This is a genomic window from Kordia sp. E, from assembly GCF_056033805.1.
The window spans coordinates 508683-522322 of the sequence record NZ_JBRASR010000001.1; the positions used below are offsets into that span (position 1 = coordinate 508683).

General features: G+C 27.2%; 8 protein-coding genes. All 8 read left to right on the top strand.

What is annotated here, in order from left to right; genetic code table 11:
* The first annotated feature begins 720 nt into the window (after positions 1-720).
* The 8 genes from ACUUYC_RS02415 (at position 721) to ACUUYC_RS02450 (ending at position 13639) form a co-directional block, all read left to right on the top strand.
* Positions 721-885, top strand: coding sequence for a hypothetical protein (locus ACUUYC_RS02415; protein WP_474263436.1), 165 nt, complete (start codon positions 721-723; stop codon positions 883-885).
* Between the two features lie 14 nt (positions 886-899).
* Entirely contained in the window at positions 900-1142 is a 243-nt protein-coding gene (locus tag ACUUYC_RS02420; protein ID WP_474263438.1) for a hypothetical protein, read from the top strand.
* Positions 1143-1556: 414 nt separating this feature from the next.
* Entirely contained in the window at positions 1557-3074 is a 1518-nt protein-coding gene (locus tag ACUUYC_RS02425) for a tubulin-like doman-containing protein (protein ID WP_474263440.1), read from the top strand.
* 1 nt (position 3075) lies between these two features.
* Complete coding sequence (locus ACUUYC_RS02430; protein WP_474263442.1) at positions 3076-4386, top strand: hypothetical protein; 1311 nt, start codon at positions 3076-3078, stop codon at positions 4384-4386.
* Positions 4383-6341: a hypothetical protein gene (locus ACUUYC_RS02435; protein WP_474263444.1), complete on the top strand. Its 1959-nt coding sequence runs from the start codon at positions 4383-4385 to the stop codon at positions 6339-6341. The genes ACUUYC_RS02430 and ACUUYC_RS02435 overlap by 4 nt, the downstream gene beginning before the upstream one ends.
* Positions 6338-10390, top strand: a complete 4053-nt coding sequence (locus ACUUYC_RS02440) for a hypothetical protein (RefSeq protein WP_474263446.1) — start codon at positions 6338-6340, stop codon at positions 10388-10390. Before ACUUYC_RS02435 ends, ACUUYC_RS02440 begins: the two co-directional genes overlap by 4 nt.
* A 17-nt stretch (positions 10391-10407) precedes the next feature.
* The gene (locus ACUUYC_RS02445; protein WP_474263448.1) at positions 10408-12240 is read left to right on the top strand and encodes a hypothetical protein; all 1833 of its coding nucleotides are present in this window, start codon (positions 10408-10410) and stop codon (positions 12238-12240) included.
* 334 nt (positions 12241-12574) lie between these two features.
* Positions 12575-13639 (top strand): ComEC/Rec2 family competence protein, encoded by a 1065-nt coding sequence (locus ACUUYC_RS02450; protein WP_474263450.1) that lies wholly within the window; start codon positions 12575-12577, stop codon positions 13637-13639.
* The last annotated feature ends 1 nt before the right edge of the window (position 13640 follow it).

Below are 13640 nucleotides of genomic sequence, written 5' to 3' on the forward strand. Positions count from 1 at the left end.
TCATCAAAAATAAGCCTGCTTTTCTCTTCTTCTATTTTTGGTGCGTGTGATGCTAAAGTTGCTCTATCCTGATAAAGGTGCAATAGTTTACTTTACATTTGATTTATGTCTATTTTATATTAATTTCCCAATTTTAAATTCCATAAATATTATTTAAGAGCATTCTTGTTAAATAATTCTAGTGCATGGCTTTGATAAATTAAATTGGCATCCCTACTTTTATAGGAGATTGAGTGTAATTTGAAAGTTTTCATTTTTATGGGTATTATTATCTAACCATTATATTATCCGAGTGTATAAAAGTCAAACTAAATACTTTATCATTTTAAAAACCACGTAATCACGTGATTGACTTCTTTGGTTTTCTAACCTTCTTTTGTAACATATAACTTTTAAAACTTATGTTATGCAACAAAGAATGACTTACAACATTAATATAATATTATATATTGATTGTACAGGTAGTATACATAGTATATTGGATACCGTTAAAGAAAATGTACTTAATCTTTATTTTGATTTTCAAAGCTACATAGAGAAATTAGGTAAGTTATCTTTGATTTTCCAGCAGAAAAAAAGAAGGAAGTTAGTTATTTTCTGGAAAAACACTTCTACGCACAAACTGGAATTAAATACAAGAAATACCCCTTTTAACTATCCGAAAAATATTCTCAGTAATTTTAATGAAATTACAGACTGGTGAGAAAGGAAAGAATATGAATGATGAATCAAAAAGGTTTTTTACTATTTACACCAGACGCCTATCTGTGGACAAATATTGCTAAATACTGGCAAAGTGTTTTCCACTATCCTTCTAAAGCATGTAATGAGCTTTCATATGGAGATTACAAGGCTAACTTTAACCTTATAACTAAAAGTATTTAATTAACCCCAAGATCATGAGTAAACCAATTGTTTATATTTTAATTATAGTCTTATTTACAGTACTGTCTATGCTGTTATTTTTATTACTTGTCTATTATTTAAAAATGAATCTTCAAAAAGTGAATAATAAGAATTCTGATACCCCTATTACAGAAAGTGCCGATTTATCGCAACCAAGAAGGGTTATGCTTAACATTCAAAAAACTGCTGGAAATGAAGAAGATGCTACCCCCATGATTATTACAATTGAACATTGATTTTTTTTGTAAAAATTATGAACAAGAGTCTTATTATCTTTTTTCATATAGGTTCTAATTTAAAGATCTGAAAGCTTTTATGCATGTCAAATTAAAAGTAGCAGTTTCATTTTCAATGTAATTATGATTTTCATAAAATAAATTATTCAAAATTGAGGAAAACCGTAAGGAACTAAAAAATCAAGATCATACTTTAGTAGTTAAGATAAAATATATCGTTACAATATCGAATTAGATAGAATTTTATCTTTTACTGACAAAAATATTTAAAGAAAAAAATTATTTAATAATTAAAATCGTTCAATTTATTAAAAAAGCTCTATACACTTTATCTTAACTTTAATTATTATTTTAATAATCTTTTTTCTTTCATTTAGGAAAAGTTATTACTGATATAATAGATATAATTACAATATGAACCATAAAAATATATTATTTGTTGGCTTAGGTGGGCATGCTGGTAGAATAGTCACGGGAATAAAAAAGAAATTATCAAATTACCAGGTATCAAATAACCTACACTATTTGCTAATTGATTTAGAAAGATTTCATAATCTAAATAATATAGGCATTCAAGAAGAAGAATATCTTTTCTTCGGAGGTATAAACCCAAAACAATATATAAATGATATAACAAATGAAGGAGGAGACTCTCAAAGTTTTGATAAACTTAACACCTATTTTCCAATTGATCAGTCTTATTTTTTAGATTCTTTACCAAATAGACCATTAGAAAGAGGAGCTGGAAGGAAAAGAATGATAGGAAGGTTAATGTTATATTCAAAAAAACAATATGTTGAAAATAGGATTAATGAACTATTAAGGAAGTTAGACTCAAAAAAAGACATTTCACTGCCTAATGTTGTTGTTATTTCCAGTAGCTGTGGTGGTACAGGATCGTCTATATTTTATGATATTTTAAACTTATTCTCAAGCCCTTCAGTAAATCTCTATCCAGTTGTAATAGGTCCATCTATGCTTGTTGAAAAAAATAAAGAAGTAAATATTCAGCTTGCAAATAAGATTAAAATGAATGCTATGGCATTTTTCGAAGAACTAAACTTTTATAATAGATTCCCTAAGTATAATTTTTCCTTTTTTTCAAATAATGCAACAAGTTTAAATCTCAGATACGTAATATTCTTTGACAACTTTTTAAGTGAAACATCAAGAATTGCAAAAAGTAATCTAAACGATTTTGAAAATTATATTTCTACTTGTATTACATTACTTTTTAATGGAGAGTATAAAAACTCATCTCAAAAAGCAACTCAAGATATCTGGGCTAATATTGAAAATATTTCTGATGACATGCTTAATGAATTAAAGGAAATAAAGAGTAATGCGGTGTCAGGACTGCTTGAACAGAACAACTTTATTTCTTTTAGCTATGCTGAAAATAAATCACAACAAAATCAATTATTAGATGTTTTAAAAACGATCATAGGCGATAATAAAATCAGTAATGATAATAAGGTTAATAAAAATGATATTATAAAAGCCATTGAACCCAAGCTATTTGCAGAATCTAATAAGAGAGAAAATCCTTGGAAAAAGCTGGAAAAAGAATTTATAGGATATAACGGCATAGATGTCAATGATATCTATTCTAAATATATTGAAAGCTTTGTGTCCAATACATCCAAGCCTCCAGCAATTGATAAACTAATTTCTTTAGAAACAGTTAAAGATTATTTAGTAGAAGTAAACTCCATAATACCATCTGACACCAATAATAATAATAATAATAATATAGATAGTGAAGATCTAGTAGATGTTGATAATGAAGACAAAGGTACAACCTATTTTAAATGGTTTTTTGACATTAAAAATAGAATCCTTGGTGAAAAAATAGATGATAGTACTGAAAAAAAATTACAAGAAGAAGATACAACTAAAAATATGGATATTGATCAATTTGATTTAAAATAATATGGAATATAAAAGCACATTAAAAAAGAGAATTGATTCAAAAATAGCAAATTATTACAGCTATAGAGATGTTTTTAAAAAACTGATAGAAAAGTTGGATTCTAATAAAGATTCTGTTTCTAACATAAAAACACAGCGACTAGATGATGAATCTAGAAGTCGTATCATTCTAGATTTATTTCAAAAAGGGATATTCAATCTATTTTTCTCAGAAAAATATGTCGATGCAAATTTTAAAAGAATAATTCAGAATATTAAAACCATCATTGGTAACCACATTCCTTTATCTAAAGAGACAGTAGTCAATAAATTTCAATCTGTTATTTGGCTTCGCGATAATGAAGAACCTGCTGAGACCTATTCCTTTTACGATTCTTCAAATGATAATGTTGCATTATACGCAAAAGTGGGGCTTAACCAAAGATCTTTTAAATTATGGTCTAATGGAAATAGTGATGGGGATTATGTTGATGTATATTACAATCATTTACATAATATTCAACAGCATAGTTTCTTCCCGCATAATGACCGACGATTTAGTCACGTAACATCTAATTACTTAAGTACCAACGCTGAGGCTAGAGAATATTTATTAAAGAGAGAAGAAGTATGGAAAAGTATACATACAGTTAATGTTTCTCTTAAAAAATATTTTATAGAAAAGGTATTCGCTTTTGGATATTTATTTTCAGAAGAAAAAATTAAATTATCAATAGCAAAAGAAACAACTAATAATACCTTACAGCTAAAAGTTTCGTGTAACATACAAATGGAAAAAGAACTATTTAAGAAAGTTCTTGAAAAGTATGGAAGTTTCAATGTGAGAGACAATATTTCTGTTGTCATGGAGTTTGGTGAAAATTTTCAAATCTCAGAAGAATCAAATTCAACTACCAATGTAAAAACTACAAATGCATTTTACAAACTTAAAAACAGTATTACTAATTCCAAGCCTAAGATAAGTGAGTCACTAAAAAAGCATAGCGCATTAGTAACTTCCAACTTTACAGATAATATATTATTTCAATTATTTCTAGATATTTTGATTTATCATATAGATTTAAAAATAGCTAGTTATGGAAATCTTGAAGAGATGAAACAACTTCAACAAAAGATTACACAAAAGATCAATAAATTGAACAAAGAAGTTACTCGTTTAAAAAAACTAGCGATAGATTTAAATAATGAAGCTATAATTATAAACAGAATGAATGCGCAATTAATTGATTGGCATAAATTAATTGATTCAAGAATCTCCAATTTAAATTCTGATGATAATGAAGATGATGCTTTAAACGATAGAGACCTATGATTTTAACACCTTCCTTAATTTATCAATATACAAAACAGAAGTCAACAAGATCTTCTGAAGAAGGAATTATGGTAAATCATCGTAAGTTGTTTAAGGATGTATCTATTTCAGAGATAGATCAATTGACACTTACGGCAATTAAAAATAAGTATACACAGTTACAAAGTGTACATCATGTTGATTTTTCAAAGTTAAAAATTTGGATTATTATTTCTAGTTCTGATAAAAATGATAAAATTGACTTTAATTCTCTTGATTTGAAAACCTTAAAAGACGAGATTAAAAGCATCTTTGGAGTTACTCATATAGAAGTCAATTGTGTTATACTCTCATTATATAAAATTAAATCTTCTGATAATATCATTCAATCAATAAAACAGGCTATTAATGATCAGTATATACAATATGTATTACTGCTAAATAACAATAATTTGTCTTCATTAACTAAAAGCGGGAATACCTTTATCCAAGATGATACCCTGTTCCTAGAATATGGATTTCGGCTAATTGAATATTTACATTTTACCAATTATTTTCTTGATGAATTGGGAGCTGCTTTCAATAACATTGGTTCTGAGAAATACATTTTCACCATTGGTAGTAGTATACAACCTGATAACCTAACGTTAGAAAAAGAAAAGAAAAAAGAAGAAATTAAATTACCAAGTGCTATTTTCTTGGAACAAGTCACTACTTTTTTCTCAATTCTAGAGCATCTTTTACAAGAAATAAAACCTACTCTCAAAGAGCTCAAAATGTATTCTATTTCAGACAAGCAATACGAAAGCTTATTTAAAAAAATAGAGAATATTATTTTGAAATATAGCACTTTAGACGATAGTGATGACTCAAAAGATGAAAATTCTTTTTTTGAATCGATTTATTCATTATTACGCACGGAACGACAGTTTGAATTTGAACCTTTAGTTAATTGGCTTACATTACGATACTACGTGCTTATTTGTAAAGAGTTGTTTATAAATAATGTTTCAGGTTTTGTGAGTTTTTTAGAAACTGATTTAAGCGACAAGTCAATTTTAGTTGACACAAAAAAAATATTGAATCCACTGATTAAAAACCCTGAATTACTTAAAGAGTTAATCCAACCGAATAACAAAGGAAAACAAGAAGTTAAACATGTATTAGAAAACCATTTAGAAGAAATTAGTAAAGAAGTAAAAGACTGGATATTAAAAGATTCTTTGAACTTTGACACTTCTTCAAACACTAATTTAAACCGATTTATAAATTTTTTCAGAAAGCCAAATCAAAAATCAATTCTTGGAAATATTAAAACCATTAGAAGAAGAAGAAGAGGCATAACGGCTTCTCCTGCATTAGATAAAGGTGATGATGTACCTTTTATTAATTTTTTAGCAAAAAAAGCATTTAACAATAGTATTATTGATGTTAGAAATTCTTTGGGCAATGACAGAGAATTATTTTTTTTATTACGTGCTACTGATAAAAACACTAACGCTTCTGCTAAAATAAATGCTATTAGTGATAATGAAATACGATCTACAATTGGCACTTTGACTAATATTAAATCCATATTATATACCTCAAAAAAATATGACACAACATTTTATAAAGAGAGCGTTAATGAAAAATTAAAACTAATAATAGATACCTGTTTAAAAACAGAAATGACGTTTAAAAGGTTGCTAACAGAATTAATAGGTGTATTGATTGAGCTACATGACTATTCTGTAGTTCCTAATGGAATAATTGCAAATGCCCCATTTTCTTATAATACTGAAATTCCTCCGTTTTTTAATTGTTCTCCCAAACTAGAACAACATTCAAGAATTAAGCAGTTTGTTTTCACAAACGAATTACAATACAATACTAATAACGATGAAATGTTAATCTTTGTTAAATACGATGATTTTAATAAAGAAGCAATATCATTATATGGTCCATGGAACGAATATGAATGTCTAGCATCATGAGCACAAAGAAAACTTTTTACAATTGGTATATAACTAAATCTTATTGGATTCTAGTTGTAACTTTCATAGCAAGTATTATTGCGTGTTTATATTTAGTATGTGAGAATTACAACAATCAAAAACGCTATTTCCAGATTGTAGGTGTTTCTGTTGATTTTTCGGAAAACAATCATTATTCAATAGGAGCTGTCCCTACTGAGCGTAACAATTCATATCAATTCAACAACCAAATTGATTCTATAGCAGATATATGGCTACCGACCAAACTAATTCCATCAAATATAGGAAGATTAGAATACGATGACTATACAAAAGAAGTAACCTTACATCTAAATGAGCTTATTAATCGAGGTGATAAGAATGATAACTTAAAAGAGCGAACTCTATTTCCAAAAGTTATTTTAATTGATGGAAAAATTATTAATTCAGATGAAGGCAAAGCCATTCCAGAACAAGAGCTTATAAAAGGAATAAAGCTATTTTATCCGGAAGGAAATAATCAATATTTTTCTTTGAAAATAATTAAGAAAAAACCTCGTAAATACCATATTCTATTTATACCTAACCCTAATCACTTGCGGTTTAGATTGGAAAATTATCAGGAACAAAAAATCGATTCTGTAGAGTTATCCTATGGTAACTATATTGTTTCCAATGAAAACTGTAGTACTATAGATTTGATACATTTTGACTATCCTATTAAGTATCCAGAATCAAAAGTCCTTGTATTTAAAAAGGATACTATTTATAGTAATGACAAAAAGTTAACCTCTAATACAATTCCAGGAACTACAATTCTAATAGAATTTGTTAAAAAAAATGGTAGTAACATATCTTGGATGATATTTTTCATCAACTTATTTTCTTCACTATTACTATATCTTCATAAAAAAGCAAAAGGTGGGCTTTTTAAAACAACTCTAGTCTTTGTGATTCCGATAATCATTTTGTTGATTTTGTACAATGCCTCAATAATATTATTAAGTCATTATTTATTTCAATTTAATTTTGATCCCTATCTCTATAAATATTATTTGTTTTCTGGAATTTCACTACCATCTTTACTTCTTTTCTTTTTATATTTTGATTGGTCTAAAATTTTAAATATTAAGTTATTTTCAGGTCTATTTGTGACATTAATTTTATCATGTTTAATCATGAGACCGAGTTTGGATTTTAAAACTTTTGTAATACTTGGCACATTTCCTATTCTGGCACTTTTTCTAAAACTAATAACAAAACTTATAAATAGAATTAAGAAAAACAGTTTTTCAAAAACAGTTTTGTTGAGTTTAATAGTTTTAATAATTATATTTTTAGCATTTACAACCGATTCTAGTCAAAGAGTTTTAAAAATAATACCTTCGCATTCAATAGTTCGATTTTTAATTATTTTGAGCTTAGTCTTTTTTGGTCTTATAAAAAGTAGAAGATATCCTCAAGTATTGGAACTAATTAAATTTATAGGATTACTAATTGTTATACTTTTTATTTCTCTTAAAATAACTAAGGATTCAGGATTCTTCTTGCTTTCATTAATTACATTTTTTTTACTCATAATCCTAAACCCAATCATTAATAAAAAATGGAAAATACTTATATCTATTGGATTGATCTTTTTATTAGTAATTATGAAAATTATAGGACCGACACTAGAAGGTCATAAAGGAGATAGGTTTAAATTGTTAGCCAAGAATTATTCAGAAAAGTATGAAGTTCCAATATCTGATAGACAAACTACAGACAAACACAGAATATTATTACATCAAGCATTTAATGAGGGAAAATACGGGCTATGGAATGATCTTAACGTACCAAAAAGTTTAAAAACCGTTATTTGGTCAGATTATATATTATTATATTCCTTGATTTATTTTGGAGGGTATATTACGCTATTTATCATACTCTTAATATGCTTTTTAACAATTCATTTAATATATATTGCTTCGCTAAACTATAGTAAACATTATAAAAATAATAATAAAGATATCGTTATTTATAGAAATCTATTTGTAACAATCACTGCTTTTTTATTGATTAGTTATATAAGTCAGTATGTCTACATGGTAGGAGCTATTTTTAGAGTATTTCCTCTAACAGGTCAATCTATACCATTTCTATCTTTTTCTTGGTTTGAAAACATATTTTTTGCATTATTTTTATTACTATCATTTGCTTTTTTTCATAAAAGTAATGAAGAACAAGGAATTGGTAACGCGAGCTTAAAAATTCTTGTAGGTAAAAATAAACACTTTTCAAGAATTTTTTTTACCACATTTCTCTTCTTCTCTGGCTTGGTAGGGTGGAGCCTTTATAATAAAAATGAATTAAACCAATTTATTACAAAAGATACAAATCAGGTATACACATTTAAAATTAGTGATACTTTAAAAGCAAATGAATACAATGAGATTTTATGTAAGCTATCAAACGTATACAAATACGAAAGTTTTGACTCCTTTTTACGAAATGTAAACTACCAAAAGTTAGAAGAAATATGCTCTTTTATAATTAAAGACAAAAATCAAGCTAAAAAGAAAGCAAATTTTATTATTAAAGAACTTGCAAAAATACAAAATGCTAGACAAGATAGATATTTGGATATAAATACTGATTTCGATTCAGAGAATAAACCTTTTTGGAAACTCCAATACTTAAAAGAATATAAACGAACTCTCAATTTAGCCTATTTTTCAAAATATTTATCAAAAGCCAATAAAATTAAATATCAAGATATTGAACTCAATAAAAAAGGTGTTCAGCTATATACAAATGAGGCTGGAGAGTTTTTTTTATATCCAGGTTTTTCACATAATCACAATCTAAATCTTATTAACGATATCTCTATAATAAATAAAAATGAAGCATCTAATGCTTCTTACACTACATTATTCAACAAAGAAAGCACAATACACATCCGAAAAATAAACAATGAAAAACGATTATCATACTGTAACGCAAACATGTATGGTTATTTGCCATTACGTATATCAGATTATAAGAGTTTAAAAGAACATAACCTTAGCCTAGATGAGAGGTTACAGGCTATTATGCATGCTGCCCTCACAAGACATTGTAAAAATCATAATATCAAAGTAGGTGGGATTGTAGTCATTGAAAATGCAACAGGAAAAATAAAGAGTTTAGTTTCCTATCCAATATTAAGACCAAACGCATTAGAACACGAAAAAAATAGTTTTATAACAAACAAATATTTAAGAAATGGACGTAATGTCATTCATACCAATAAAGAATTTCCAAGTGTTCCATTGTCAGGACATCATACCGCATCAACATGGAAAATGATACAGAGTGCTATTGCATTACAAATAGATATGTCTTATAAAGATAAAAAAATCAAAGGGCAAAAAATGGCTAGACATATTCCTAAATCTACAAACCCCTTTAGTGAAGGATTACTTAGAGATCTTATAAAAAATCACCGAAAGGAGTTTATTGAAATTTTAGCTTCAGACTTTGATATTTCTACAAATAATACGCGTATTGAAAGGAAAGATTATAATTTAAATATAAGAACCATTCCACATGATACGCCATCTATAGGAACAGATTTAGACACTTCCTCTTCTGATATTGAAATAAAAAGCACCTCTTTAGGTCAATATAATGTAAAAATACCCTTGGTAGTTTTAACTCAAAGCTTGTCGCGAATTATATCTGGAAAAAAGGTGCAACCTACACTGTTTGATTATCAAAAAAATATAATTTTTTCTGAGATGAAAAATACAGAAAACCTTTCAGAATTAAAAAAATTTTTAAATGAAACTACAAAAATTGGTACTGCAAAAAAAATAAGATTAGTTAAATTATATGATAATAATATTTTTGAAGATAATTCAATATTATATGCAAAAACTGGAACAGGAGATGATACAAACCACCATACTCTAATTGTTTTTGGAAATGAAAAATATTCGTATGGTATATTTCTATATAATAAAAATAAAAGCAGTTCACACGCAAAGGTATTAGCAGCGAAAATAATACCATATATAAAGGCACTATGTCCAGAATTTATTAATGAATAAAAAACGCAATAATGGAAATGAAACAGATAAGAATCATAATTTTTTGGATATTAATTATAATAACTCTTTATGCGGGCTGTAATACTGTTTTTCCAAAAAGTAATGAGATACCAACGGAATTAATAGTAAGGACTGCTAGTGATATAAATAAGAGAAAAAATACCGACTATACAATTCAGGGTATTGAAAATATAGATCCAGCATTATTGAATAAATATGAATTTCAGATAGCTATTGATTTATCTAGATCTGTATATGGAAATTTAGGAGAAAACGAAAAAAATAAGATTTATATAGATTTCATTACAAAGATCAAAGAAAATTTTATCGATAAAGGTCTAAGCACGAAAGTATACTTCTTTGGTACTGATATAATTAAAATCAAACAAGAAGATGTATTCAATTTTTCTTTAGATAAATTGAAACAATACAAAAAAACTCCCTTTACAGTATCAGGGATTCAAAGAAATTTAGAAGGTGCTACTGATATTTTAAAATCAATTCGTACAATAATTAAGGATACAAATACTGAAGATGAGGATAAAGAGAAATTCATAATTTTTATATCTGATGATGTGCACGCAACCTTCAATTCAACTAAAGACATTGAAGGGTTAAAAAAAAGTACATTGTCTCAAATAAAAGAAATGGGAAATACTTCGTTCTTGTTATATAAGTATCCTGGTAGTGCTGGAAAAGATGCTATTCCAAACTTCATAGAGAATAACTTTAAAGATATTTTTAAAAATAAAAGCGTCAAACTTGAAAACATTGCTAAAGAACTTGTTGAAAGTTTGAAGTATTCAATGTATAATCATGATCTATCTACAGTAAAAAATGGCACATTGAATGAACTAGAAATATGTGGAATTGATAAGAAGAAATATAGGAAACATAATGCAACAGTATTTACCAATAGATTTAGAGCTGAATTTTTGGGAAAAAGTGAACAACAAAAACCCGAGCTTATGGAGCTTTATCCTAATGAAAAAATCACCTACTTGAATTTTAAATTCATTAATGAATACAATTATTTCCCTCTGAAAATTAATTTAAAAGAAATTACTTTTTGTTCAGATTCGTTAATTATGATTGATTTCAAGAATGAAGTTAAAATTGATAACGAAGAACGTTTAACCGTTGATAATTTTATTCTCAAACCGAATGAGACTAGAATATGGACAGTTCCTATTTCAGTTAGATACGATAATACTTTTATAAAAAGTTTAAAGCGTACAAAAGAAGTTTTAAACCATATTAAAATTGATTATCAATTGGATTTTTTAGGAGATGATAAAGAATTGTATGAGAATATCTATAATAATATAGATTCACTTTCGAGAAAACAATTTTCATTTGAATCAGGAGTATTATCATATAATGGAAGTCAACTAAATCAATTACAATCTACCCTACCTAATGGAAAAAGTGAAAACCTTCTCATAAAGAGCTATCCCTATACAAAGCTGGTATTCGGTGTATTTTTTTTAATAAGCCTGTTATACTTAATATTATTCGTTATAAACAGAAAACCTAGACTAGGTAATTGGAAAATAAAGAAAAATAATAAGCTGATAAAAATAAAAAAAGGCGCTAAAGTCATAAGACTTTCAGGAGACAATGGAGACCCTAAAGGAGATGTCATTGTTAAAGCCTATAAATATAATTTTAGTTTTAACCCTCTTAAAAAACAACCAGAAGACACATTACTTGTTTATTTCAAGTACGGAGGTGATAAAATAGGTAAGGAAGAAGATGTTATAGGGGTTTATAAAGGTAAAGTGGCATTAAAATCAGGCAGAAATATTCATGCGAAAATTTATGATGATATTGATATAAAGATTTATTAAAATTATCAGGTTAAATCTTAACTAGTATTGCCCCACAAGGCACTAACCCATAAACTGTGTAAGTTTATGGGTTAGTGCCTGTTAATTTGTCCGCTCTTGTGACCTCGAACATTCAAAGTTCGAATTTTTTGGTGGAGGATTTGAGGGAGATAAATGTATTTATTGAGAAGTATTCTTATATGCTAAATCCATCCAAAATTTTGATATAGAAGCACTTATTAACTACTAGGTTTTTTTTAAAATTTTTGTCCTATACGGTTTCCCGTAAGGATTATTTAGATATTGAACTTACCTTAAGACAATTATAAAGGAATTCACTAAATAACCTTAACCAATGTCAATTTCTGTAAAGCTTTTACAAGCATATAATGGAGACTCTATTTTAATTTCTTTTAAGGGTAAAGATGGAAGCACCAAAAACATCCTAGTTGATGGAGGAACAAGACATACTTATATTAAAGCTAGAAGATCGGGTGATTTAAAAAAAGAAGTTGAGCTGATTCAGAAAAAAGATGAAAAAATTGACCTTCTTATACTAACGCATATTGATGATGATCATATAGGTGGAATACTAGAATTATTTAAAGACAGTAAATTAGATAAAGCTATCATAAAAAAGTTATGGTTTAATTCAGGAAAGCTAATAGCTGAATACTCTGATTCTTTTATCGATTATCCTGATAGAAATACCAGTCTTGGACTATATGACTGTTTAGACACAAGTTTTAAACAAGCTATTGATTTAGAGAGTTTTTTAAATAATCTCAATTGTTGGGATAGGACTATTAAAGAAAAAATAACCGAAGAAAATATTGACGACAGCAAAATTACAATCATTTCCCCTAGTAAGAAAACTTTAAAAAAATTACATAATAACTGGAAACGAGAAAAACCAGAATCTTTGAAAACATCATCTGTTAAGACAGATTATCATATTCCATTACATGATTTAATGTCTAATAAAGATGCTTTTAAAGAAGATCAATCAGTTCCTAATAGGAGTTCAATTTCATTTTTACTTGAGCATAAAGACAGAAAGTTACTTTTTTTAGGAGATGCGCATCCAACTGTCATTATAGAATCTTTAAAAGAATTAGGATACAGTAAGGAAAAGAAATTAAAATTAGATTTATTTAAAGTTTCCCATCATGGTAGTAAAAAGAATACTTCAAAAGAGTTACTAGAACTTATTGACTGTGATGTTTTTGTAATTTCTACAAATGCATTAAAGCATGGATTACCTAATAAACTAACATTGGCAAGAATAATTAATAGTAACCCAAAATGTAGTTTATTATTCAATTATAATATTGTTGATGAAATTTTTTTAAAAGAAGATTTCCGCGATGCAGCTTTTAAAGCAAGTTATTTAAATCAAAAAGCAATTCACTTTTGTTAGA